This is a genomic window from Aeromonas sp. AE23HZ002T15, assembly GCF_054165525.2.
In genome coordinates this window covers 3,467,753-3,491,730 of sequence record NZ_CM201342.1, presented here as the reverse complement: position 1 = coordinate 3,491,730, position 23,978 = coordinate 3,467,753, and the positions used below count along the sequence as shown (strand labels likewise).

Genomic DNA, 23,978 nt, shown 5'->3' with positions numbered 1-23,978 from the left:
GCTATGCATCTTCAATGCCCTATCTGTCGTGGTGCCCTGCATCTTCATGAAGCCTCCCGCGGGGTCTATTGCGACAAGAAACACCATTTCGATCCGGCCCCGGAAGGCTATCTCGATCTCATCCCCGGCATCAAGAATCCGAAAGACAGCGACAGCCGCGCCCTGCTGCGGGCCAAGCGCCGCTATCTGGAGCAGGGCCACCAGCTGCCCGTGGTGGAGGCCATGGCGGCCATGCTGGCCCCTCTCGGCGCCCATGAGCTCATTCACCTCGGCTGTGGGGAAGGCTACTACTGCCGCGCCCTGGCGGAGCGACTGCCGGGCTGGCGCATCGGCGGCTTCGATCTGGCCAAGAACGCCATCTTCGCCGCCAACAAGGCCCAGCCAGACGGCCAGTTCATCATCGCCGACCCCGCCCGCGCCCCGCTGCAGGCGGGCACGGCCCAGGTGCTGCTGGTCAACGACCTCAAGGTCAAGACAGAGTTGCTGGTCAACTGGCTGGCGCCGGGTGGCTATCTGCTCTACCTGCAGCCGGGCCCGCGCCACCAATGGCAGCTGAGGGTCAGCCTCAACCCGGTGAGCATGGAGCACCCCCTCAGCTGGCCGAGCCTGGCCGGACTGACCCCGGTCGCCCAGCAGCGCTGCCAGTTCACCACGGCTCTGGATCAGGGTCTGCGTGAACACATCCTCGAGACCAGCCGCCTCGGCTGGCGCGCCAGCGGCGAGCAGCGCCACGCCTTCACCCACCAGGGACCGGACGAGCTGGAGCAGGATCTGCTGCTCGGCCTGTGGCAAAAGCCGCTTTGACCCGCTATCCCCATGAAAAAAGGCCCGTCAGGGCCTTTTTTTGTTGCTGCTTCCACCTGCTCCAGCTGGATGTTTATCTATCTCAACCGAACCAGACAGAGCAAATGACTACTGCAATGGCCTGCCATTGACGGTAAACGTCAGGGCCCCGCCCGCCCCCTGCAGGGCCCCTTCGTCCAGGGTACGCCCGCCGCAGACCACGGCGGCGCTGCGTGGCTCGCTCGCCTCCGGCACGTTGACGTGGAACTTGTTCATCAGGTTGGCGCTCAGGCGGTGGTTGGCCAGCCGGAAGTGCAGGGTGCCATCGCGGGTCTCCACCTGCAGCTGGCAATCCCCAGTCCCGAGGCGCGCGGCGTCATCCCCGTAGCTGAAGCCATAGGCGCCGTGCAGCGCCGGGTAGATATAGCTCGGCAACTGGCCCTGGGGATCGTAGTAACCCACCAGGGTGGTCACCGGAACCCCGAAATCTTGCGGCTTGCGCGGGGCCCGCGCGTCCACCAAGGCCCCCTCCTGCCAGCGGCTGCCATCGGAGGTGTAGCTCTTCTTGAAGCCCCGGGAGACGGTGATCTGCTGACCGTTGATGAAGAGGGTGCTGTTGTAGCCGGCATCGTGCACGATGTTCAGGATGCGGCCCGCATTGGCGGCCGAGGCGGCGGGCGGCTGGATGTTGCGTGTCCAGTTGCCGTCCCACATGGCGACCCTGACCAGATCGTACTCGGCCAGCAGGGCCGTGAGTGCGGCCTCGCCGAGACTGGCCACCGGCGCGTTCACCTGCTCCAGGGCATCTACCTTGTGCTCATAAGGCTCCATGGTCGCGGTAGTGGCGTTCCACTTGCTGAATCCGGTCACCGAGTCGGCATCGAACACCGCCTTGCTCTCGAGGAAGCGCTGGATGATGGCGGCCGAGTTGGGGGTATAGAGGGTGAAACGGTTGAAGCCGGAGAGGGGGGCTCCCCCCGCCATGGCGTCGAAGCCGAACGGGCGGCCGTCAAAGGGGGCCTGGCACTGACCATCCAGGCAACTGCTCTGGCCGTTGCGACCCGGGCCAAAGTTGGGAATGAAGCGATTCTTGTCCCCGTCCCAGCCCCAGCTCGAGTTGCGCGCCTCGGCGCTGCGGTGCACCGAGCCGGCGAAGCCCCCCACATAGTGGCCGAGGCCATAGTTGTGGCCCACCTCGTGGCTGAACTCGTTGCCCAGTGAACTGTCCAGGGTGACGATGCCGCCGCCCCCGGAACCGCCGTGCACCTGCACCCCGTTGGCGTACTTGCCGCGGCTGTTGTGGGCCGCCAGCTGGGCCACCACATAGGGATGGCTGCCCTCCCCCTCACCGGCGGTGCTGTTGATGCCGTAGTTCGCGTTGTCGATGCCGTGGGAGATCAGCTCCTTGCCGATGCGCTGGCGCATGGTGCCCTCGTGCCAGCCCCCCTGGCTGGGATCGAAGTCCGTGAGCAGGGTGCCGTCCGGCAGCATCACCTCCGGCAGGGAGAGGGGCGCGTACTGGCTGACGATGAGCCGGCTGGTGGGCACCGTCTGGAAGTATTCACGGTGGGCCTCGGGATCCCTGGCGAAGGCGAACTGATCCCGGGGAGAAGTGAGCATGCCGATGTCGATGGTGTGGATGAGCAGCTCGCTCGGGGCGCCGACCTGCAGATCCGCCAGCTCGCCGCTCAGGCTTCCCTGACTGAGTTGCAGGCTCAGGCCAGGCCGGATCCAGTGGGCGGGCAGCACGGCGCTCCAGGCGTCGGTCGCATAGCGGATGCCGTTGTTCTCAAGCTCTCCGTCCCGGATCCACTGGCCGCCCACGAACTTGAACTGCAGCGTCTGACCGCGGGAGACCGTCGCCTGACGACCGCTGTAATGTACCGTCGAGTTGTAACCGGCGTTGGAGACGACGCGCACCATCTTGCCGGCCATCTCGGCCCCGCCCGGCAGGTGGATGTCCCGCACCCAGCGTCCGTCCGCGGTCTGTATGGTCACCAGGGCGTGGGGCTGCAGCTTGCCCTGCAGGAAGACGGCGGCCGGATCGCTCAGCCTGGCCAGCTCGCCACTGCTGTTGATGACGGTGCTGGTACCGGGGCCCGGGGTGAAGTCGACCCCCTCCTCCGGCGAGCCCTCCAGGTAATAGGCCGGCTTGGGCAGCTGATCCGGATTATTGAGGGTCAGGGTGCCCAGGAGCTGGCCATCGCCATCCCTGGCCGTCAGCTGCATGGGGACGCTGGTGTCGGCCTGCAGGGGCCGCACCAGCAGCAGACTCTTGCGCTCGGCCACCAGTCTCGGCTGATTGTCCCCCTCCTGGGGGTGAGCCGGCAGGATCTGGTTCTGGGCAAACTGCACCTGGGCCGCGAGAGAGCCTTGCAGATCGTTGATGGGGGCCCTGTCGTTGAACACCAGGGGAGAGGGTGCCTGAACCGCGGCCAACAGGGGGCCGCTTGCCAGCGTGGCCATGATCAGGCTGGCGATGTGCGTTGTTTTCATTGTCATGGTTCTCATCTTGATGGGCATGTCCACATGCCCTATTGCTGGGAAGCGCCGGCGTTGACAGCCAAAAACCGGCCGACGCCCTGGCCGGGATTGCCCCGGCAAGCCATTCCCGACCGCAAGTGGCGTCAGCCAACTTGCAAGCGGGGTGTTGATTCATCAGGCCCATCGCGGTGCAAGGGCCCGGCGATGGCGAAATATGCTCCTTCGATCCCGAGCAGGCCGGCGACTAGGCGCCTCTCTCGGTCGAGGATCGCTGCTGGATGGCGCGCCCGTCATGGACCTTTTGGGCGCGGATTGAACTGCCGATAAAAAGAATGGGGCCTAGGCCCCATTCTCCCTTGATGGCGATCAGTTGCAGCTGGCTGCACCTTGATCAACCCAGACCGCGGCCTTGCCGGGCTCGTCACCCTTGGTCCAGTACTGGGCCTTCCACTTGCGACCGTTGTGGTTGGTCAGATCGCCGGCGTTATAGGCCACCCCGGCATTCCAGCCGAGCTGCACCGCGCTCAGCAGCTTCCACTGATCCGCGGTCTGGCTCGGCTCGTTGCCCTGAGTCCAATACTTGGCCTGCCACACCAGCTGCTTGTGGCTCACCTTGGCATTGGTGTTGTAGACGGCGCTGGCACTCCAGGCCGGATGGTTGACGGCATCCGGATCGGTCGCCTCGCAGCCACCGCCCGTGCTGACCGGCTTGACGGTCAGACGGGTGCCGGCGCTGGCGTCCAGGGAGCCGTCGGTCACCACCAGGGTCAGGTCATAGGCTGTGTCGCTGGTGACGCTCGGGCCAGTGACCACCAGGGTAGCGCTGTTCTGACCGGTGGCGGTGAGGCCAGCAGGCAGGCTCCACTGATAGGTCAGGGCGTCGCCGTTCGGATCGGAGGCGGTGGCCTGGATGGTCACCTGCTTGCCGGATTCGACGGTGGCGGTGGCCGGTACCGTCACCACGGGGGCCAGGTTCGGTTGCGGCGCCTTGTTGGTCACCACCACCTGATCCTTGGCCGTGAGGTTGTGATCGTCGGTAACGGTCAGCTCGAACACCAGGTTGACGTCGGCGCTGACGGCATCCAGCACCACACGGGCCTTGGCCTGGGTAGCGTCGAGCAGGGAGGCCTGCGGGCCAGAGACCTGCTTCCAGCTGTAGCTCAGCACGCCGCTCTCCGGGTCGTGAGAGGCCGCGCCATTAAGAGTCACCTCGGCCGGGCCTGTGGCGCTCAGATCGCTGCCGGCGTTGGCCACTGGCGGCTTGTTGACCGGCGGCGTGGTGCCGCCATCCCCGTGGCCGAGCCCCTCGTGCATGGCGTTCAGGATGTCGCCGTTGTCCGCATCGATCTCCCAGGCGAAGAGGCCGCCGAGCTGGTTCGCCAGCACGTACTGACCCTTGGCCTTGACCGAGCGACCGTTGTCGAAGCTGATGAGGTCCCCGGTGCTGGCCTTGAAGACGTAAGGCGCTTCCGCCGTCTCGTCATAGCCCTGCTCCCAGCCTGCGCCCATGCGGTTGTTGACGATATCGCGGTAATCCACCACACCGTTCTCCCAGGTGCCCTTGATGGGCCCGGTGGCGGTGCCGGTGAAGGGGTTGCCGGCCTGATAGCCATTGACCCCGGTCCAGCCACGGCCATACATGGCCGCACCCACCACGACCTTGCCCGGGGTGACCCCCTGGCCGAGCAGCGCCTTGACGCCCTTGTCGGTGGTGTACTTGGTGGCCGGATCCCAGCTCGATGCGTAGAGGTTGGTCTGGTGAGCCAGGTTCTTCAGATCGAAGGCGCCGCTGAAGTCGTAGCTCATCAGGAAGATGTAATCCATGTACTGCTGGGCAGCCTGATAGTCCACCTTGGCAATCTTGTCGCCGCCGGCGCTGATGGCCGAGGTGAGCTCATACTGGCGGCCGGTCTCGGCTTCCAGCTCGTCCAGCATGGCGCGCAGCTCTTTCATCAGCGCCACATAGGTAGCGCCATCGTTCGGCCCACCCAGGTTGGGGTTGGCACCCTGGCCACCGGGGAACTCCCAGTCGATGTCCACGCCATCGAAGAATTTCCAGGTCTGCAGGTACTCCTTCATGGAGGCGACGAAGGTGTCGCGCTTGGTCTTGTCACTGAAGAAGTAGAAGGGATCGGACAGGGTCCAGCCACCCACGGACGGCAGGATCTTGAGGTTTGGATTGGCTTTCTTGAGCGCCATCAGGTTGCCGAAGTTGCCCTTGTAGGGCTCATCGAAGGCGGTGAGATTGCCCTGTCCCATCTGGACCGCGGCCCAGGGATCGTGAATGGAGACCTTGAAGTCCTCACGGCCGGCGCAGGAGCGCTGCAGCGCCTCGAAGCTGCCGGAGATCTCTTTCAGGCTGTCGTTGATGCCGTTGCCGCCACAGATGGGGGTGAAGCCGTAGAGGATGTGCGTCAGGTTCTTGGCCGGGATCTTGTCCACGGTGAACTTGCGACCATAGACCCCCCACTCCACGTAGTAGGCCCCCACCACCTTGCCGGACTTGTTGGCATAAGGCTTGTTGTTCTCTTGCAGCGGTGCATTGAGCGGCGCCAGGTGGCTGCCGTCGGTGTCGGCCACCACTATCTCCTTCTTGTCGGAGAGGGTGCAGCCGTCGGCGTTGCACAGGGCCACCTGCATCTGGTAGCGGCCACCCTTGGTGACCTTGAAGTTGGCGGTGCCCGCCGCGCTGGCGGCGCCGGACCAGACTTCCTTACCATCGAGCAGCACCTTGGCGGTCTGGCCCACGTCGCCGGACCAGAGGTTCCAGGTCACGCTGACCGGGGCGCCATCCTTGTGGACGGTGACCAGCTTGTTGTAGGAGGTGGCGGCCTGATCGACCTGGATGATGGCGAACTTGGTTTCGCCCCAGCCGATGGTTGGTTTGCCGGGGGCGGCGGCGAAGGCGGAGGTAGAACAGATCCCCCCGACCAGGAGCGCCAGCAGGGAATGTTTTGGACTGAACATAGTTGAACTTCCTTATTTCGTTATTGGTATGAACAACGAAAAAGGCAACGCAACCTGACAGGTAACGCAGACAACATCGCTACCATGGCTTGGCTCCATGGACGATACAACCTGTGGTGGCCCCGCTATCCTAGGTACTCTGACCCTTAGACCGGAGGCTTTGCGTCCCGGACTTTCATCCGGTTTGCCTTTTTTGCACAACTTGGTTTGCGATGAAAATAATCGCCGAATGACTATAGATGAGAGAAAACCTCACGCCACCTAGTAGAAATGACAGTAAGAGGGACTCACTATTCAGAGTTGGCTGCGATCATGCATGCAAACCGGCGACAACGTCGCCGATGCATCGGGATGAGAACCGTTATCAGCCAGAAGGGCCAAAGATGGATTCTGTGAATGCAGTCACGCTATGGGCAACAGGAGGCTGTTCATCAGGGCCCTCAGCTTGAGGGGCTTGACCGGTTTGCTGACATAGCCGAAGCCGTGCTCGCGGATCTGCGCCTGCAGCTCGCTCTTGCGATCCGCGCTGATGATGATGCCGCCGATGCCGTTGCCATGGGCCAGCCGGATCATGTGCAGGGCCTGCAGACCCGTCTTGCCATCGTCCAGGTGATAGTCGGAGAGCACCAGGCGCGGCAGGAAGCCGCCCGCGATGAGCGACTGCGCCTGCTCCAGGCTCTGGGCACAGCGCACCTCGCAGCCCCAGCGCCCCAGCAGGGAGTCCATGGCGGTGAGTATGTCCTCCTCGTTGTCGATGCAGAGGATCCTGACCCCCTCCAGCTGACTGTCCCGCACCACGGGCGCCGCCACCGGCAACGGCATCACGGGGCGAGCCGCGAGGTTCAGGGTGATGGCGAAGACCGAGCCCACATCCGGCCAGCTGCGCAATGAGAGCTGATGGCCCAGCACCAGGGAGATGCCGCGGGCAATGGCGAGCCCCAGCCCCAGCCCCTGCTCGCGGGCGGTGCGGGAGTGGTCCAGGCGAGAGAACTCGTCGAAGATGGTCTCCTGCTTGTCGAAGGGGATGCCGGGGCCGTTGTCCCACACCTCGATGCGTACCTTGTCCCCGAGCCGGCGGCAGCCGAGCAACACCCGGCCCCCCGGGTTGTAGCGAAACGCATTGGTGAGGAAGTTCTGCAGCACCCGGCGCAGCAGGCGCACGTCGCTGTGGACCGCGAGCCGGCTCTCCACCACGGAGAACTGGATGCCTCCCGCCTGAGCCAGCACCCCGAACTCCGCCTTGAGGTTGTCAAACACGTCCCTCAGGGCGAAGTCGAGCTTCTTCGCCTTGAACTTGCCCGCCTCCAGCCGGGAGATGTCCAGCAGATCCGTGATGAGATCCTCGGTCGCTCCCAGGGCATCATCGATATGGCGGGCGATGCGGATCTGCTCGGCGGCCTGCTCCCCCTCCTGGGGCAACATCTCCAGCAGGGAGGAGGTAAACAGCTTGGCCGCATTGAGGGGCTGGGTGAGATCGTGGCTCACCGCCGCGAGGAAACGGCTCTTGGAGTGATTGGCCCGCTCCACCTGCTGGTTCACCAGCAGCAGCTGACGGTTGAGCTCGGAGAGCTCATGGGTGCGCTCCGCCACCCGAGCCTCCAGGTGCTCGTTCGCCTCTCGCAGCACCCGCTCCGCCGCCCGGAAGGGGGTGATGTCGGTGAAGGTCATGACGAAGCCCCCCGCCGGCATGGGGTTGCCCTGCATCTCGATCACCCGCCCATCCGGCCGCTCTCGGGCCGAGACGTGGGGGCTGCCGCGCTGCATGAAGGCGACCCGACGCGCCACATGGGCCTCGATCTCCCCCGGGCCACACAGCCCCTGCTCGGCGTTGTAGCGAATGATCTCCTCGATGGAGCGCCCCACCTGGATGAGGCCGGGAGGGTAGTGGAACAGGTCGATATAACGCCGGTTCCAGGCCACCAGCTTGAGCTCCCTGTCCACCACCGAGATCCCCTGCCCCATGTGTTCTATGGCCCCCTGCAGCAGGCCGCGGTTGAAGCGGAACACATCCGAGGCCTCGTCCACTATGGTGGCGATCTCCTCGAGCTGCATGTTGCGCCCCTGCAGGGCGGAGGCCAGCACCAGGCGCGCCGACGAGGTGCCGAACACCCCGGCCAGCAGCCGCTCCGTGTGGGCGATGAGCTCCGCCGACGCCTGCATCTGGGGCGCCAGGGTGCCGCCGTGCTCGCCGGCGAAGCGGCCGAAGGCGCGCTTGACCCGGCTGGAGCCGACGAAGCGGGCCGCCAGCATCTCCAGCTCCTTGACCGAGACCCGCGCCTGATAGAGGGTCGCCTGATCCCGGCTCGGCTTGCCGACGAAGTTCGCCGCCTGCAGCCGCTCGCTCACCGCCGCCCGCGACAGCAAGGATCCCGCCACATAGCCCACCAGGTTGAGCAGCAGGCTGATGAAGATGCACCAGGCCCCGATGCTCAGATCCCGAAAAGCAGGCCAGTCCGGCGGCGCCAGCAGGGCCTCCAGGGGGGAGCCCGCCAGCAGGCCGCTCTCCGCCAGCAGGGTGAGGAACCAGAGGCTGACCCCAAGGCCGAGACCGAGGTAGACCCCCTTGCGGTTGCCATGGCGCCAGTAGAGGCCGAGCAACAGCGCCGGGGCAAACTGGGCCACGGCCCCGAACGACAGGTAGCCGATGCGCGACAGACTGGTGAGATCCCCGAGCCAGAGATAGAGGGTCCAGGCCGCCAGCAGGATCAGCAGTATGACGCCCCGGCGCACCTGCAGCAGCAGCCGCATCAGCCGCTCGTCCCGCCCCTGCTGCCAGAAGCGGCGCAGCAGCACGGGCAGCACCAGATCGTTGCTGACCATGATGGCCAGGGCTATGGTGCAGACGATCACCATGCCGGTGGCCGCCGAGGTCCCCCCGAGGAAGGCCAGCATCGCCATGTCGTCGAACCCCAGGGACATGGGCAGGCTGATGACATAGGTATCCGACCCCAGATCCGCCCCTACCCACTGCTTGCCCGCCAGGGCCAGGGGCCAGATGAAGAGCCCCATCAGGAACAGATAGAGCGGGAAAACCCAGCGCGCCCAGTGCAGATCCTGACCCTGGTTGTTCTCCACCACAGTCACGTGGAACTGGCGCGGCAGGCAGATGACGGCGCACATGGCCACCAGGGTATAAATCGCGAGCTCCAGCAGGCTGCCCGGGGAGACATCCACCACGGCGTTCAGGAAGTCGCTGGCCACCAGGGACCGGGCCTCGCTCGGCTTGGCGATGATGAGCCAGAGCGCGAACCCCCCCACCGCCATGAAGGCGAGCAGCTTGACCAGGGATTCGAAGGCGATGGCCACCACCATGCCTCTGTGGTGCTCGGTGGCATCCAGGTTGCGGGTGCCGAACAGGATGCTGAACAGAGCCAGTATGAGGGTGACCCCCAGGGCCAATTCCGCGGTATTGCCGGTGGGTCCTGCCGGCACAGAGTTCGCCATCAGCAGATCCAGCCCGGTGACGATCGCCTTGAGCTGCAACACCAGATAGGGAAGTATCCCCATCACCGCAATCAGGGTGATCACCATGGCCAGTCGCTGGGACTTGCCGTAACGGGCGGCGATGAAATCGGCGATGGAGGTGATGTGTTCGCGCTTGGCCACCAGGATGAGACGGGCCAGCAGCCGCCAGCCGAACAGGAACACCAGCATGGGACCGAGGTAGATGGGCACCGGGGACCAAGGGGACTCGCTGGCCTGACCGACGGTGCCGAAGAAGGTCCAGGAGGTGCAGTAGACAGCCAGCGACAGGCTGTAGAGCAGGGGTTGCCCCTTGAGGCGGCGACGCTTGCTCTTGTCCGCCACGAAGGCGATGAGGAACAGCAAGCCCAGGTAGGCGAGCGACAACCCGATCAGCAACCATCCTTGGTGCATTTGCTCAGACTCCCTTGTCCAGATAGAGGAGAGGCGCCGCCCTGAGGCCGCGCCGCGAAGCGGGGATCATGGGCGGCTCCCGGCATGGTCCGTCTCGCGCAGGCGCAACACGAAGACCGGCAGCACCACCCCTATCATGAGGTAGAAGATGCCGCCACCCAGGGGCTCGAACAGCATGCCGCAGAGGGTCATCAGGGCCGCCACCACCATGCCGAGACCGAGGGCCGCATAGAGCCCCTGGGCCGGGATCATCTGTTCGGCAGGCAGTTGGCGGGTCATGAAGCGGATGGCCCCCAGATGGCTGACGCAGAAGGTCACCGCGTGGAGCAGCTGGCCGAGCACCAGCACCCAGAGCTCGCTGGAGGCGCCGAGCAGGGTCCAGCGCACCACGCAGCCGACGGCGCCGATGAGGAACAGGGTCTGGGCACCGAAGCGCTGCAGGAAGCGCTTGTCGGCGGCGAACATGCAGATCTCCGCCACCACCCCCAGGGCCCACAGATAGCCGATGACGGTGCCGCTGTAGCCCTCGGCCTTCCAGTAGATGGCGCTGAAGCCGTAGTAGGCGGCGTGACTCCCCTGCAACAGGGCCGTGATGAGCAGGAAACGCCGCACTGAGGCGGACTTCAGGGTCTCTCTCAGGGAGGCCCTGGCCCGCTCCCCCTGCAACTCCTGGGGGGCCGGACTGAGGGGCAGCAGGCTCAGCACCAGCATCAGCAAGAGGCCGGCCGCCATGGTGTGCAGCACCCAGTCGCTGCCGAAGTTGCCCACCAGAGCCCCCACCAGGGTGGAGGCGACGATAAAGGCGAAGGAGCCGCACAGCCGCACCTTGCCGTAGTCGAGGTGGGTCTGCACCACCATGCGGGTGGCCAGCGCCTCCCCCACCGGCATCAGGGTCGGGTAGATGAAGTTCGCCACCAGGGTCAGCGCCACCAGCCACCAGATCTGGTGGCTCAGGTAAAACCCGAGGAAGGCCAGCAGACTCAGCAGGCAGAGCAGCCGGGTGATCGGCAGCAAGTGCCCGGCCCCCTTGATCCGCCCCATGATCAGCAGATTGCCGGCGAAGCGTATCGCCATGCCGGCCCCGAGCAGCAGGCCTATCTGCTCGGCACTCACCCCTATCCCCTCCAGCCAGAGCGACCAGAACGGCAGGTAGGCGCCATAGACGAAATAGAAGGCCCCGAAGAAGAGGGCTAACCAGGAGAAGGCGGGCATAGAGACTCGGCAATGGCGCAAGGGGGATAGAGGATAACCCATCCTGGCCCAGGTATCCCCTGTGACAGGAGAGATAACCTCATCAATATCAACAAAATGGGGCCTTTGTCTCAACATGCTCATCCAGCCTGGCGCCGGTGACCCGTTTCACCATCCAGGCCAGGCGACAGGCCTATTCCAGAGCGGCCAGCCCCCGGGCCTGCGCCACCTTGAGCTCCTCCTGACTCAGCAGGTGATCCCGGTTCTCCCCCAGCCGCTCGATGCAGAGTTCGATGAAGCGACGCACCCGGGCGGGCTGCGCCGTGCGGCTGCCGTAGTAGAGGTAGAAGCTCAGACTGTCGCTCACATGCTCCAGCAACAGCGGCACCAGGCGCCCGGCCCGGATATGGGGGGCGACCGTCGATCCCGCGAACTGGCCTAGGATGCTGCCGGCCAGGGCGGCGCGCAGCTCCACTTCCTCGTCATTGGTGGAGAAGGCCGGGGTGACCAGCTGCTCCTGCACGCTCTCCTCGACCTGCACCCGCCAGGGGGCGATGCGACCATCCTGGCTGCGGCGAAAGGCGCTGCAGCGGTGCCGAGCCAGCTCGTGCAGGCTGCGGGGCACCCCGTGCTTACGCAGATAGGCGGGGCTGGCGCAGATGATGAGTTGCAACGGGAAGAGGCGGCGGGCGATCAGCCCCTCCTGGGGCGGGGTGATGGCTTCCTACTTCTATGGCGAATTGGCCCCCCAATGAGGCAGACCAGCTACTGCGCACAGCAAAAAGGGGCCCAAGGGCCCCTTTGTCATTACCGTCAATTGCTTGAGTATCAGAACACGTACTTGACGCGGGCGCTCAGGTTGCGGCCCGGTTCAGTCAGGTTGCTGGTGCTGCTGGACGCGGCCAGACCCGTGATGCTCTCGTAGCTGACGTATTCCTTGTCAAACAGGTTGAAGACGCCGACATTGAGCTGCAGATCCTGCATCGGTTTGAACTGGGCGTAGAGATCCACCACACCCCAGCCGGCGCTCTTGATGTAGTCGTTGCCCTTGGCGTCCTGACGCACCTTGTTCATGTCATCGGCGAAGCGCAGGGCTGTGTTGATGTTCCAGTTCGGCTGTTCCAGACGCAGACCGACGCTGCCGTTGAGCGGGCTCAGGCTGTTGATGTAGTTGCCATCCCCGTCCTTGCCGTCGATGTAGGCCAGGTTGCCCCAGACGTTGACCAGATCATTGAGCCAGTAATCTGCCTTGGCCTCGACCCCCTTGGTGGTGGCCTTGTCCAGGTTCTGATACTCGTAGACGGCGGTGCGCCCTTCGGTACCGACCTGAGCCAGTTCGATGAAGTCATCAAACTTGTTGTAGAAGGTGGCCACTTCGTAGCTGAAGCCGCCGGCGCTGCCACGCACACCCAGATCGATGCCGTCGCTGCTCTCGGACTTGAGGTTCGGGTTCGGCTCGATGCGGTAGCCATACGCCTGGTGGTTCAGGGTGGAGAAGGCGTTGTCATACATGGGCGCCTTGAAGCCGTGGCTGTACTGGGCGAACAGGTTGGCCGCCTCGTGCGCCTTGAACACCAGACCCAGCTTGGGAGAGAGCTCCCCTTCGGAGACCTTCTGCAGCTTGTCGCCGGTATAGGCGGGATCTTCGTCCGGGGTCATCTTGTAGTATTCGTAACGGGCACCCGGGGTCAGCACCCAGCGCTCGCCGAACTTGATCTCGTCAAACGCCCAGATGGCGCTGCGCTCGCTGGTGGTGGACGGGAAGCTCAGCTCGCTGTAGCCGACGAAGTCATCGGGGACGGTCGGGGCCTTGAAGCGGGTACGCTCGTTGTCGGTGTGCTCATACTCCACACCCCAGGCCAGGCGCTGGCTGTCCAGGGCCTTGCTGAACTTCACCTGGGCGCCCAGGCTCTCCTGCTCGAAGCCGTTGTGATCCAGGGAATTCTTGGTCACATAGGGGTTGCGCGGGTTGACCGGGTACTTGGAGGAGGCGTACTGATCCAGGGTCTGCTTGGTGCGGGCGTAATAGACCTTGCTGTCGATGCGATCGACCCAGGCGGCGTTCAGGGCGATGCCGTGATCCAGCACCACTGAGACGTTGTCGGTGTCTTTATCGGTGATCGGCTGGTTGAAGACGGAGCCCGCCTTGGTCAGATCGACGGCATCCGGATCCTGGCCTTCGGTGAAGTAGTCGACGGTCAGTTTCAGGAACTGATCGTCATTGAAGTTCCACTTGCTCTTGAACAGCACGGCCTGGCTGACGATGTCGAACTCGTTCTTGTCGCCGTCGTAGTTCTGGGTCACTCCGCCGTCGCGCCAGGTGTAGCGCAGCAGGTTCTCGAAATCGCCGGTGCGCAGGGCGCCGGTGAAGCCCGCCATGTTCTGGTGGCTGCTGGAGGCGTAGCCCGTGGTCGCGTCCAGATAGCTGTCGCGGCCCTTGAGGAAGTCACCCGCATCCTTGGTGGTGATGGCGATGACGCCACCCAGGGCGTCCGAGCCGTAGGCGGCGGAAGCCGGCCCCTTGGCCACTTCAATCTGCTTGATCATGTCGGTGTCGAAGTAGGTCTGACCCACACCGCCGTTCTTGTAGGCGTCGTTCTGGCGCACGCCATCTTGCACGACCTTGACCCGGTTCTCGCTCATGCCGCGGATGGTGAAGGTCTGGGCATCCCCCGCCCCGCCTTGCACGCTCACACCCGGCTCATAGCGGAACAGGTCGGCGGCGTTGGTGACCACCTGCTCTTCGATCTGCTCGGAGGTGATGACGGCGATGGGAGCGGAGACGTCTTCCAGTTTCTGCTCCATCCGGGAGCCGCTGACGACCATGACTTCATCTGCTTTCTTGTCTGCGGCGAAAGCGGGGGACATGAGACCCGCCGCCACGGCGAGGGCAATCAATGATGGGGTGTTGTTGTGCGCCACTGCAAAATCCTTATTGAGAATTATTATCAAGCGGGAGGCATATTACTCAGCCCATCATAAAGATCAATAATAAAGTGAATCATTCTCATTTTCTTTTGTCTTATTTCAGTTTTACACTAGCCCCTCTGTTTTCTCTTGCTCGCCATGCGGTTATCGTCTGGTGCAGCGCCTCTTCCATTGAGAGATACCATGATCCGACGACTGCCCCTGCTCGCCCTGCCCCTGCTGCTGGCCGCCTGCGCCACTCCCCCTCAGACGCAAGTGCCCCACACCCTCTACCACTATCAGCTCAACGAAGGGCAAAGCGAACAGCCACTCAGCCTCTCCCAGGCGCTGGACAGGGTGGCGGATGCCGACGTAGTGCTGGTGGGCGAGCTGCACAGCCACCCGGCCGTTCACCTGCTGCAGGCTCGCCTGCTGGCGGGTCTGGCCGAGCGATCCCAGGAGGATGGACGAGGCCTGGCCCTCTCCATGGAGCAGTTCACCCGCGCCGATCAGGCCACCCTGGATGCCTATCTGGCCGGTCGCATCGGCGAATCTGCGCTGATCCGGGAAGGCCACGCCTGGCCCAACTACCCGAGCGACTATCGCCCCCTGGTGGAGTTTGCCAAGGCGCAGCACCTGCCGGTCATCGCCGCCAACGCACCCAAGCCGCTGGTAAGCTGCGTCGGCCAGGAAGGGCCCGCCTGGCTGGACAAGCTGCCCGCCAGCCGCCGCAGCCAGCTCGCCCAGACCCTCACCCTGGGGGACGATGGCTATCGCCAGAAGTTCATGGCCTCCATGCACCACGGGGATGCCGACGGCAATGCCCGCCGCTTCGCCGCCCAGACCAGCTGGGACGACACCATGGCCGAGAGCATGGTCAACTACCTCGGCAAGCACCCGGGTCAGCGCATCATGCACGTCGCCGGCAACTTCCACGTGGAAGGCGGGCTCGGCATCGCCAGCCGCATCGCCAGCCGCAATCCGGCTCTCAAGGTGGCCTTGATCGTGCCCCAGACCGATGACAAGGTTCCCGCAGGACGCGCGGCCGATGTCAGGGTGCGCATAGCGCCGCTGCCGGAACGCTGGCTAAATGCCGATGAAATGAAGCAAGATATGGGCGCACTGCATCAATCCCGCAGTCGTGACTGCAGCCAGTGGCTGCAACCCTGATAACCAGTCAGGAACCTGCCCGCCGCCCGTGGTGACCCTATGGCCAGATGAGCCGTGCAATGCCCCCTGTCTATGCTGATAAATCAGGGGTTCATGGTGATATCCGAGCCTCGGTGGCAATTTGATGGCGCTATGGCGGGCGGGTTCTGAGGAACCCATATGGATGTGTTACTGATCATCGACATGCAGCAGGGGTTGTTCGAGCAGCCCCGTCATCAGGACGCTCAGGTCATCGCCAACGTCAACCGCCTGGCAGACCATGTGCGGGCCCGGGCGGGACGCGTCATCTATGTGCAGCATGAGGAGCCGGGATCCGAGCTCGAACTCCACAGCGCGGGCTGGCAGTTGCACGCCGACCTGAGTCCGGCCGCGGGGGAGAGCCGGGTCCGCAAGACCGCCTGTGACAGCTTCCTCGGCACAGAGCTCGGCTTCCTGTTGGCGGAACAGGCGGTGGATCGCCTGCTCATCTGCGGCTGCGCCACCGATTTTTGCGTCGATACCACCTTGCGCAGCGCCGCCGGCAAGGGCTTCGAGGTGACGGTGCTCACCGACGCCCACACCACGGCGGACAGGCCTCATCTCAGTGCGGAGCAGATCATCGAGCACCACCACTGGATGTGGCGTCACCTCAGCCTGCCAGAGGGCAGAAGCGTGACCCTGCTCACCACGGATGAGCTGCTGGCGCCCCCCCAGGCGGTGCCGGCGTGATAAGCTGCGCCCCTATCCCCCTTCTCTGATGGAGTCTTTCGTGCGTCTATTGACTGCCGCCCTCTGCACGCTGCTGTTGCCGGCACTCACCGCCTGTGCCGGTCTGCCGGGCTCAACCCCGGATGGTCCGGCCCCCCTGTTTCGCACCCATATCAACGAGGAGGGGAGCAAGCGCTTCACCTTCGAGGCCGCCCCCCTCGACGTCCTGCCGAGCCGTCTGCAGGACGATGACGGCGGTCGCCTCAGCCGCAATCAACGCAGCCTGCTGGAGCGGCGCGAGGCCTTGCAGGACGAGCAGCTGACCCAGACCCTGGCAGAGCGCAAATATTGCCGCAGCGGTTACATAGTGCTGAGCCAGACCTCCTGGAAGATCCGGGGAGAGTGCAACGAGACCGCCACCCAGGCCGATCGCAACGCCTTCCCCAACCGGGCCTCCTGGCAGGAGTGAGCGGGCAGCGACTCATCACAATACGCATAACAAAACGGGCAGCCCAGGCTGCCCGTTTTTCATCTCAATGACGCTCCATCAGACCGGCGCGTCTGTCTCGCTGGTCAGCTCGGCGCCGTTGTCGATGCGCTTGTGCCCCTCGGCCAGGTGCACGAAGTCCACCAGCTCGTCACCTGAGACCCGGAACGCCTGGCCGAAGCCCTTGACGAACAGGCCCTGCTCGGGCTTAAGGCGGAACAGCACGAAGTCCTTGAGGTTGGAGAGACCCTTGACGATCTCGCCAAAGCGCCCTTCCAGGGCAGCGATGGCTTTTTCCCAGCGTACGTCATCCCGGGCCACCACTTCGGCGACCGCATCGAAGGTCAGGCGCTTGCGGGCGAACAGCTCGCGGGCACCGGTCTCGTCCTCGATCAGCATCAGGGACACCTTGGGCACCTGTTGCAGGTTGCGGGCGTGGCGGGCGATCTCGGAGATCAGAACGTAGTAGCCATCCTCCTGCAACACGAAGGGTGCGTAGCTGGCGTTGGGATTGCCTTCGCCATCCACGGTCGCGAGCTGCAGGGTGCGGCAACCGTCACGAAACTCGCGGATCTCCGGTTGCAGACGGTTCTGCAGACGTTCCTGACGTTCACTCATGCTTTCACTTCCTCTTGATACTGGCGGCGCAGGGCCATGAAACGTTCTACCTGCTCGGACAGCAGCTGGCGCTGCTCGTCACGGCCCAGGTAGACCTTGAAAATGCAGCGACCGCTGTGGCCGAAGAACTGGAAGGAATGCCCCTCCTTGCCCATGAACAGCTTGCTGACCAGGGCGATGCCGACCACGTTGTCGAGCTTGAGGTGACCGTGCATCTCGCCATCGCGGCCCATCAGGTTGTAGTAGCCGCGGGCGCTCTTGCCTTTCGGGAAGGGAGCCTTCACCTCGAAGATGGAGCCATCGGATTCGACGATGGTGGTCACTTGACCCCAGCTGGCCAGGTCCGCCAGCAGGGCTTCGGCCTGCTCGGCCGGGACTTGCGTCATCAGTTCGGCGGGCAGGTGGCGCACCACCTCCCACTCGCTGACCGCCAACTGGGTGGCGATGCTGGAAGGATGGGCGCTGGGATCCTGTTCCAGCAGCTCATGAATGCGTTGTGCGATGCTCATCGGTTCTCCTGATCTGGCTGTCTCGCTCAGTCTAGCGGCGGATACTGTAATAAAGCGGCCCTGGCAACGCAATTGATAATCGCTATTATTATCAGTGCAATTTCATGGCCGGATTGATATTCTCGGCGGCAATTCCACTCTACATTGATCCCTCGGAGGTTCGCATGGGCCGTCGTTTTGCCCTCGCGCTCAGCCTGCTCGGCTGCGCCACTCTTTCCCTGTCTGCCCTGCCTGCGGTGGCGCAAGAGCGCATCGTCAGCGTCGGTCCGGCCACCACTGAACTCATTCTGGCACTGGGTGGCGAGTCGAGCCTCATCGCCACCGATGTGAGCAGCCCTGAACCCAAGAACCTGCCCAAGGTCGGCTACCACCGCGCCCTGGCCGCCGAAGGGATCCTGAGCCTCTCCCCCACCCGGGTGGTAGGCAGCGACGAGATGGGCCCCAACGCCACCCTGGAGCAGCTGCGCCGCGCCGGCGTCAAGGTCGATGTCATGGCCACGGCCCCGACGCTCGCGAACCTCAACGAGCGCATCGACACCCTGGCCGGTCTGCTGGGCACCCCGGCCGCGGGCACCAAACTCAAGGCCGACATCGCCAGCCAGAGCGACAAGCTGGCGGCCCAGGCCAGGCAGAACAAGCCGCTCAAGGTCGCCTTCCTGCTGCTGCACAAGGGTCAGCCCACCAGCATCGCCGGCGGCAACACCACCGCCAGCGCCCTGATCACCCTGGCGGGAGGCGTCAACCCGGTGGCCCAGCTGCACGACTACAAGCCCGTCTCCACCGAGGCTCTCATCGAGATGCAGCCGGATCTGGTGCTGGTGAGCGGTCGTGACTGGCAGCAGTATCAGAACATCGACAGCGTGCTGGCCCAGGTGCCGGCCCTGACCGCCACCCCGGCAGGCAAGAACAAGGCCATCCACGCCATCGACGGTCATGCCTTGCAAGGGGGTCTCAGCCTGCGTTCCCTGCAACAGGCCAACCAGATAGCCCAGTGGATCCAGCAGGGTTCATGATGCGTCTGCCCCTGCCCTGGCTGCTCGCCCTCACCGGTGGTGCACTGGCACTGCTCCTGATCGGGTCCCTCGCGACCGGCCCCATGTCCCTGACCCTTGGCGAGAGCCTGCAGGCCCTGTTTGCCGGTAAAGAGAGCGGGATAGAAGCGCACAAGCTGCTGATAGTGCAAGAGATCCGCCTGCCACGCACCCTGCTGTGCATCGCCGTGGGGGGCATACTCGGCCTCTGCGGCGCCGTGATGCAGGGGCTGTTTCGCAATCCTCTCGCCGACCCCGGCATCATAGGGGTCTCCGGCGGTGCGGCCCTGGGGGCGGCGCTCGCCATCGTGCTGCTGGCCCCCCTGGGCCAGCAGTTGCAGACCCTGCTCGGCCTCGGCCTGCTGCCCCTGCTCGCCTTCCTCGGCGGCGCCCTGACCACCACGCTTGTCTATTTGCTGGGCACCCGGGAAGGGGGAACCTCGGTCACCATCATGCTGCTGGCGGGGGTCGCCATCACGGCCCTGTCTGGCGCCGTGATCGGCCTGCTCACCTATCTGGCCGACGACCAGATGCTGCGCAACCTCAGCCTGTGGCAGATGGGTTCCCTGGCCGCCGGCAAGCCCATGGACGTCGCCCTGGCCCTGGCGACCCTGGTCATACTGCTGTTGCTGTTCGTGCGCGATGCCAACCCCCTCAACGCCCTCTTGCTGGGGGAAGGGGAGGCGCGCCATCTGGGGGTCAATGTGCAATCCCTCAAGCGCCGCCTCATCCTGCTCACCGCCGCCGGGGTCGGGGTCGCCGTTGCGGTGGCTGGCATGATAGGGTTCGTCGGCCTGGTGGTCCCTCACCTGGTACGGTTGCTGGCCGGCCCGAACCACGTGCGCCTGCTGCCCCTCTCCGCCCTCTTGGGCGCCGCCCTGCTGCTCGGCGCCGACATGCTGGCCCGCACCCTGCTGGCCCCCGCCGAGCTGCCGGTGGGGATCATCACGGCCCTGCTCGGCGCACCCTTCTTCATCTGGCTCTTGGTCAAGAGCCGCCGGACGCTGTAACAGGAGATCGTCATCTTGCCCGGATCCACCCCTTCTCCCCTCCTGGATTGCAAAAACCTCAGTCTCAGCCGGGGGGGACGCCTCATCCTCGACAGACTCAGCCTCTCTCTGCAGGCGGGCACCCTGACCGCCCTGCTCGGTCCGAACGGCGCAGGCAAGAGCTCGCTGCTCAAGTGTCTGACCGGGGAGCTCGACTATGACGGCGAGATCGCCCTGTTTGGCCGCGAACGCCAAACCTGGGCCAGCACGGATCTGGCCCACAGGCTAGGGGTGCTGCCCCAGAGCTCGTCCCTGAACTTCCCCTTCCTGTGTGAGGAGGTGGTGGCCATGGGGCGGCTGCCCCACAGCGAACCGGGCCGCCGCCGCGACGAGATAGTGAAGGCTGCCATGACCCACGCCGGGGTCGAGCATCTGGCAGGGCGCCTCTACCCCGGCCTGTCGGGGGGGGAGCGCCAGCGGGTGCAATTTGCAAGGGTGCTGGCCCAGATCTGGCAAGCGCCGGAGGAGCCGCAGGGGCCCAGGTTGCTGCTGCTGGATGAGCCCACCTCGGCGCTGGATCTCAAGTACCAGCATCAGCTGCTCACCATGGCCCGCGCCCTCGCCGGCCGCAACACGGCCGTGCTGGTGGTGTTGCACGATCTGAACCTGGCGGCGCGCTACGCCGATCGACTGGTGATGCTGGAACAGGGGAGATTGATGGCGGACGGCACTCCCGCCGAGGTGCTCACCCCCGAGCTCATCGCCCGGCTCTACGACTACCCGGCCCAGGTGCTGCACCATCCCGATACCGGCCTGCCCATGGTGGTGTAACGTCGAGCTAGTCGCCCTCCCGATATACGACTACCCGGCCAGGTGTAGCCTCGAAATCGTCAGCAAGACGCGGATAACAACAGAGCGCCCGAAGGCGCTCTGTGTGTTTCGACTGACAGAACCCCATCAGGCTATCTGATAACGGCCCGGCTTGTGGTTGAGTGTCAACACCAGGTTACAGAGGATGGCCGCCACCACGGAGAGAGCCAGCAGCCAGGGGGAGACCACGAAGAAGGAGGCGATGACTATGGTGCAATCCAGCCCCATTTGCAGCTTGCCTGCGCGGATCCCGAACCTGTCCTGGATAAACAGCGCCAGTATGTTGAAGCCCCCCAGGCTCGACTTGTGGCGGAACATGATGAGCAGCCCCATGCCGATCAGGGTGCCGCCGATGAGGGCCGCGTAGACGGGCTCTATCTTGCCTATCTGCAGCACGGCATTGAGGTGATCCGTCATGAAGGAGACGGTCGCCACCGACGCGAAGGTGTTGAGGGTGAAACGCGGCCCCATCCTGAGCCAGGCCAAGGCGTAGAAGGGCAGGTTCATGGTGAAGAACAGCAGGCCAAAGCTCAGGCCCGTCACCTGTTGCAGCAGGAGCGCGAGGCCGGCGGTGCCGCCGGTGAGCAGGCCCACCTGATGAAACAGGAAGATGCCGAGAGAGATGAAGCCTGACGCGGTCAGCATGGCGAGCACATCCTCATAGACCGGATGTGCCGAGCGGGGTTTGTTGTCCATAACCAAAGTCCATAGCGAAGTAAAAGAGTGTGAGTTGCCCCCTTGGGGCGCGAGCCCGGTGCGCCGGGCTTCGTTATGGGGACAGTGTCCGTTTTGAGTGACCCGGATCACAATAGCACCAGAGGATGCGCCAAAATGGTGCGCGTCAGGGATGCGTTACAACACTTGCACCAAAATATCTCACGGGGCCCGTCAAACCTGACAGCAGGCTGAAAAACCGGACGGTTCCCGCTGCTCGCGACGCGGAATCATTCTAAAATGAGTGCCTTGCAACTGCCTGTGGAGCACAAGGATGAGAGTCGCCGTATTCGGGATTGGTTATGTGGGCTTGGTGCAGGCCGCCGTGCTGGCCGAGATGGGTCATCAGGTTACCTGCGTGGATGTGGATGCCGGCAAGGTCGAGCGCCTGAAGGAGGGCATCATCCCCATTTTCGAGCCCGGCCTCGCTCCCATGGTGCAGGCCAATCATCAGGCCGGCCGTTTGCACTTCACCACGGACGTCGCCGAAGGGGTGAGCTTCGCCGAGCTCATCTTCATCGCGGTGGGCACCCCGCCGGATGAAGATGGCAGCGCCGATCTGCAGCACGTGCTGGCGGTGGCCGGCGCCATAGGCCGCCTGATGCAGACGGGCAAGGTGGTCGTCAACAAGAGCACCGTACCGGTCGGCACCGCCAACCGGGTGCGTCAGCACATCGACGCCATCCTGCGCGAGCGCGGCGCCCACCTCCCGCTCGAGGTGGTCTCCAACCCGGAGTTTCTCAAGGAAGGGGCCGCCGTGGCTGACTGCCTGCGGCCGGATCGCATCATCATAGGTACCGACTCGGCCCATGCCATGTCCCTGCTGGAGGAGCTTTACGCCCCCTTCAACCGCAACCACGACCGCATCATCCAGATGGATGAGCGCAGCGCCGAGCTGACCAAGTACGCCGCCAACGCCATGTTGGCCACCAAGATCTCCTTCATGAACGAGATGGCCAATCTGGCCGAGAAGCTGGGGGCCGACATCGAGGCGGTGCGCAAGGGCATAGGGGCGGATCCGCGCATCGGCTACCACTTCATCTACCCGGGCTGTGGCTATGGCGGCTCCTGCTTCCCGAAGGACGTGAAGGCGCTGATCCACACCGCAGGCGAGATCGGCTGCGAGGCGCCCCTGCTGCGCTCGGTGGAGAAGGTCAACGATCGCCAGAAGCACAGGCTCGCCGAGCGGCTGTTCCAGCACTTCGGCACCGATTTGAGCGGCCACACCTTCGCGCTCTGGGGGCTCGCCTTCAAGCCGAACACGGACGACATGCGGGAGGCGCCGAGCCGGGTGCTGATGGAGGCCATCTGGGCCGCCGGCGGCAAGGTGCAGGCGTTCGATCCCCAGGCCATGAACGAGGCCCAGCACCTCTACGGACTGCGGGACGACCTGACCCTGTGCGGCACCCAGGAGGCGGCCCTCAAGGGGGCCGATGCCCTGCTCATCTGCACCGAGTGGCAGCAGTTCCGCGCCCCCGATTTCGCGCTGATCCTGCGGACCCTGAAACAGGCCGTCATCTTCGATGGTCGCAACCTCTACGACCCGGCCCGCCTGCACCAGCGCGGCTTCACCTACTACGCCATAGGCCGGGGTGACAGCCTGGAGCCAGTGGCTCCCCAGGACCCACTGCCCCGCCAGGAACCCAAACCCCGACTGGAGCAAGCACGATGAAATACCTGGTCACCGGCGCCGCCGGCTTTATCGGCTTCCATGTGGCGCAGCGCCTCTGCGCTGACGGCCATCGGGTGGTCGGCATCGACAACCTCAACGATTACTACGAGGTGAGCCTCAAGGAGGCGCGCCTCGCGCGGCTCCAGCCCCTCCCCGGCTTCCGCTTCGAGCGGATGGACCTCGCCGACAGGAACGCCATGGCAAGGCTGTTCGCCTGCGAGCGGTTCGATCGGGTGATCCACCTCGGCGCCCAGGCGGGTGTGCGCTATTCCCTCGACAATCCGTTTGCCTATGCCGACAGCAACCTCACCGGCACCCTCACCGTGCTGGAAGGGTGTCGACATCAGGGAGTGCAGCACCTGGTCTACGCCTCGTCGAGCTCGGTCTATGGCCTGAACGAGCAGATGCCGTTCAAGACCTCGGACGGGGTCGATCACCCCGTCTCCCTCTACGCGGCGAGCAAGAAGGCGAACGAACTGATGGCCCACTCCTACTCCCACCTCTACGGCTTGCCCACCACAGGCCTGCGCTTCTTCACCGTCTACGGCCCCTGGGGGCGCCCCGACATGGCGCTGTTCAAGTTCGTGCGCGCCATCCTCGCGAGCGAATCCATCGACATCTACAACCAGGGCCAGCTCAGCCGGGACTTCACCCATATCGACGACATCGTCGAGGGGATAGTGCGCGTCGCCGATCGACTACCGCTGGCGAACCCGGATTGGCAGGGACAGAGCGACGCCAGCTCCGCCCCCTACCGGCTGCTGAACATAGGCAACGGCAGCCCGGTGCGGCTGCTGGATTTCGTAGAGGCCATCGAAGCTGCGCTGGGCAAGCCCGCCATCCGCAATATGCTGCCCATGCAGCCGGGGGATGTGGTCGCCACCTGGGCCGACACCGAGTCCCTGTTCGAGGTGACGGATTACAGACCCAGGATCGGGCTGGCCGAAGGGGTCACCGGCTTCGTCCATTGGTACCGGGACTACTATGGGGTCTGATCGCCCCACTCCCGCTCTGACCATGCAA

18 protein-coding genes and 1 riboswitch are annotated in these 23,978 nt (G+C 64.6%); of the genes, 9 read left to right on the top strand and 9 right to left on the bottom strand.

Features of this window, described 5'->3' with window-relative positions; genetic code table 11:
• Positions 1 to 3 precede the first annotated feature (3 nt).
• Complete coding sequence (locus ACT5M9_RS16335; RefSeq protein WP_438550384.1) at positions 4 to 804, top strand: putative RNA methyltransferase; 801 nt, start codon at positions 4 to 6, stop codon at positions 802 to 804.
• A 108-nt stretch (positions 805 to 912) separates the two neighbouring features.
• On the opposite strand, the gene ACT5M9_RS16330 is transcribed toward ACT5M9_RS16335, so the two are convergent.
• The 6 genes from ACT5M9_RS16330 to ACT5M9_RS16305 all read right to left on the bottom strand — a co-directional run bounded on the left by ACT5M9_RS16330 (position 913) and on the right by ACT5M9_RS16305 (position 14,223).
• Positions 913 to 3,285, bottom strand: a complete 2,373-nt coding sequence (locus ACT5M9_RS16330; protein WP_457980388.1) for a M66 family metalloprotease — start codon at positions 3,283 to 3,285, stop codon at positions 913 to 915.
• Between the two features lie 348 nt (positions 3,286 to 3,633).
• Entirely contained in the window at positions 3,634 to 6,234 is a 2,601-nt protein-coding gene (locus tag ACT5M9_RS16325; RefSeq protein ID WP_457980390.1) for a glycosyl hydrolase family 18 protein, read from the bottom strand.
• Between the two features lie 112 nt (positions 6,235 to 6,346).
• A riboswitch (cyclic di-GMP riboswitch) is annotated at positions 6,347 to 6,433 on the bottom strand.
• Positions 6,434 to 6,636: 203 nt separating this feature from the next.
• Positions 6,637 to 10,110: a hybrid sensor histidine kinase/response regulator gene (locus ACT5M9_RS16320; protein WP_457980392.1), complete on the bottom strand. Its 3,474-nt coding sequence runs from the start codon at positions 10,108 to 10,110 to the stop codon at positions 6,637 to 6,639.
• Between the two features lie 66 nt (positions 10,111 to 10,176).
• Positions 10,177 to 11,322 (bottom strand): 3-phenylpropionate MFS transporter, encoded by a 1,146-nt coding sequence (locus ACT5M9_RS16315; protein ID WP_457980393.1) that lies wholly within the window; start codon positions 11,320 to 11,322, stop codon positions 10,177 to 10,179.
• A gap of 172 nt (positions 11,323 to 11,494) precedes the next feature.
• Positions 11,495 to 12,019: a substrate binding domain-containing protein gene (locus tag ACT5M9_RS16310; RefSeq protein WP_457980626.1), complete on the bottom strand. Its 525-nt coding sequence runs from the start codon at positions 12,017 to 12,019 to the stop codon at positions 11,495 to 11,497.
• Positions 12,020 to 12,129: 110 nt separating this feature from the next.
• On the bottom strand, positions 12,130 to 14,223 hold the full coding sequence (locus ACT5M9_RS16305) for a TonB-dependent hemoglobin/transferrin/lactoferrin family receptor (RefSeq protein WP_457980395.1): 2,094 nt from the start codon (positions 14,221 to 14,223) through the stop codon (positions 12,130 to 12,132).
• A 189-nt stretch (positions 14,224 to 14,412) separates the two neighbouring features.
• Between ACT5M9_RS16305 and ACT5M9_RS16300 the strand changes: the two genes are divergently transcribed.
• From ACT5M9_RS16300 to ACT5M9_RS16290, 3 genes are all read left to right on the top strand, one after another.
• Entirely contained in the window at positions 14,413 to 15,378 is a 966-nt protein-coding gene (locus ACT5M9_RS16300; RefSeq protein WP_457980397.1) for a ChaN family lipoprotein, read from the top strand.
• Between the two features lie 159 nt (positions 15,379 to 15,537).
• On the top strand, positions 15,538 to 16,086 hold the full coding sequence (locus ACT5M9_RS16295) for a cysteine hydrolase family protein (protein WP_457980399.1): 549 nt from the start codon (positions 15,538 to 15,540) through the stop codon (positions 16,084 to 16,086).
• 40 nt (positions 16,087 to 16,126) lie between these two features.
• Positions 16,127 to 16,534 (top strand): hypothetical protein, encoded by a 408-nt coding sequence (locus tag ACT5M9_RS16290; RefSeq protein WP_457980401.1) that lies wholly within the window; start codon positions 16,127 to 16,129, stop codon positions 16,532 to 16,534.
• Between the two features lie 78 nt (positions 16,535 to 16,612).
• Here the strand turns inward: ACT5M9_RS16290 and hutZ are convergent, their stop codons facing one another.
• Positions 16,613 to 17,170, bottom strand: coding sequence for a heme utilization protein HutZ (gene hutZ, locus ACT5M9_RS16285; protein WP_457980402.1), 558 nt, complete (start codon positions 17,168 to 17,170; stop codon positions 16,613 to 16,615).
• Entirely contained in the window at positions 17,167 to 17,679 is a 513-nt protein-coding gene (hutX, locus tag ACT5M9_RS16280; RefSeq protein ID WP_457980404.1) for a heme utilization cystosolic carrier protein HutX, read from the bottom strand. The genes hutZ and hutX overlap by 4 nt, the downstream gene beginning before the upstream one ends.
• 164 nt (positions 17,680 to 17,843) lie before the next feature.
• On the opposite strand from hutX, the gene ACT5M9_RS16275 reads away from it, so the two are divergent.
• Genes ACT5M9_RS16275 through ACT5M9_RS16265 form a run of 3 tightly spaced genes read left to right on the top strand, consistent with a single transcriptional unit; the run spans position 17,844 to position 20,530 of the window.
• The gene (locus ACT5M9_RS16275; protein ID WP_457980405.1) at positions 17,844 to 18,692 is read left to right on the top strand and encodes a heme/hemin ABC transporter substrate-binding protein; all 849 of its coding nucleotides are present in this window, start codon (positions 17,844 to 17,846) and stop codon (positions 18,690 to 18,692) included.
• Positions 18,689 to 19,720 (top strand): FecCD family ABC transporter permease, encoded by a 1,032-nt coding sequence (locus tag ACT5M9_RS16270; protein WP_457980407.1) that lies wholly within the window; start codon positions 18,689 to 18,691, stop codon positions 19,718 to 19,720. The genes ACT5M9_RS16275 and ACT5M9_RS16270 overlap by 4 nt, the downstream gene beginning before the upstream one ends.
• A 15-nt stretch (positions 19,721 to 19,735) precedes the next feature.
• On the top strand, positions 19,736 to 20,530 hold the full coding sequence (locus ACT5M9_RS16265; RefSeq protein WP_457980408.1) for a heme ABC transporter ATP-binding protein: 795 nt from the start codon (positions 19,736 to 19,738) through the stop codon (positions 20,528 to 20,530).
• A gap of 126 nt (positions 20,531 to 20,656) precedes the next feature.
• On the opposite strand, the gene ACT5M9_RS16260 is transcribed toward ACT5M9_RS16265, so the two are convergent.
• Entirely contained in the window at positions 20,657 to 21,265 is a 609-nt protein-coding gene (locus tag ACT5M9_RS16260) for a YitT family protein (protein ID WP_438550402.1), read from the bottom strand.
• 292 nt (positions 21,266 to 21,557) lie between these two features.
• Between ACT5M9_RS16260 and ACT5M9_RS16255 the strand changes: the two genes are divergently transcribed.
• Both ACT5M9_RS16255 and ACT5M9_RS16250 read left to right on the top strand, forming a co-directional pair.
• A complete protein-coding gene (locus tag ACT5M9_RS16255; RefSeq protein WP_457980410.1) occupies positions 21,558 to 22,955 on the top strand; it encodes a UDP-glucose dehydrogenase family protein in 1,398 nt (465 codons plus the stop codon).
• A complete protein-coding gene (locus tag ACT5M9_RS16250; RefSeq protein ID WP_457980412.1) occupies positions 22,952 to 23,950 on the top strand; it encodes an NAD-dependent epimerase in 999 nt (332 codons plus the stop codon). The genes ACT5M9_RS16255 and ACT5M9_RS16250 overlap by 4 nt, the downstream gene beginning before the upstream one ends.
• Positions 23,951 to 23,978: the final 28 nt, after the last annotated feature.

What these genes read in the sequence shown, in the direction of transcription:
- ACT5M9_RS16325 (WP_457980390.1), bottom strand. Translation starts at nt 6,234, where the DNA reads ATGTTCAGTCCAAAACATTCCCTGCTGGCGCTCCTGGTCGGGGGGATC.
- ACT5M9_RS16300 (WP_457980397.1), top strand. Translation starts at nt 14,413, where the DNA reads ATGATCCGACGACTGCCCCTGCTCGCCCTGCCCCTGCTGCTGGCCGCC.
- ACT5M9_RS16250 (WP_457980412.1), top strand. Translation starts at nt 22,952, where the DNA reads ATGAAATACCTGGTCACCGGCGCCGCCGGCTTTATCGGCTTCCATGTG.
- ACT5M9_RS16260 (WP_438550402.1), bottom strand. Translation starts at nt 21,265, where the DNA reads ATGGACAACAAACCCCGCTCGGCACATCCGGTCTATGAGGATGTGCTC.
- ACT5M9_RS16255 (WP_457980410.1), top strand. Translation starts at nt 21,558, where the DNA reads ATGAGAGTCGCCGTATTCGGGATTGGTTATGTGGGCTTGGTGCAGGCC.
- ACT5M9_RS16270 (WP_457980407.1), top strand. Translation starts at nt 18,689, where the DNA reads ATGATGCGTCTGCCCCTGCCCTGGCTGCTCGCCCTCACCGGTGGTGCA.
- ACT5M9_RS16335 (WP_438550384.1), top strand. Translation starts at nt 4, where the DNA reads ATGCATCTTCAATGCCCTATCTGTCGTGGTGCCCTGCATCTTCATGAA.
- ACT5M9_RS16320 (WP_457980392.1), bottom strand. Translation starts at nt 10,110, where the DNA reads ATGCACCAAGGATGGTTGCTGATCGGGTTGTCGCTCGCCTACCTGGGC.
- ACT5M9_RS16315 (WP_457980393.1), bottom strand. Translation starts at nt 11,322, where the DNA reads ATGCCCGCCTTCTCCTGGTTAGCCCTCTTCTTCGGGGCCTTCTATTTC.
- ACT5M9_RS16330 (WP_457980388.1), bottom strand. Translation starts at nt 3,285, where the DNA reads ATGACAATGAAAACAACGCACATCGCCAGCCTGATCATGGCCACGCTG.
- hutX (WP_457980404.1), bottom strand. Translation starts at nt 17,679, where the DNA reads ATGAGCATCGCACAACGCATTCATGAGCTGCTGGAACAGGATCCCAGC.
- ACT5M9_RS16275 (WP_457980405.1), top strand. Translation starts at nt 17,844, where the DNA reads ATGGGCCGTCGTTTTGCCCTCGCGCTCAGCCTGCTCGGCTGCGCCACT.
- hutZ (WP_457980402.1), bottom strand. Translation starts at nt 17,170, where the DNA reads ATGAGTGAACGTCAGGAACGTCTGCAGAACCGTCTGCAACCGGAGATC.
- ACT5M9_RS16295 (WP_457980399.1), top strand. Translation starts at nt 15,538, where the DNA reads ATGGATGTGTTACTGATCATCGACATGCAGCAGGGGTTGTTCGAGCAG.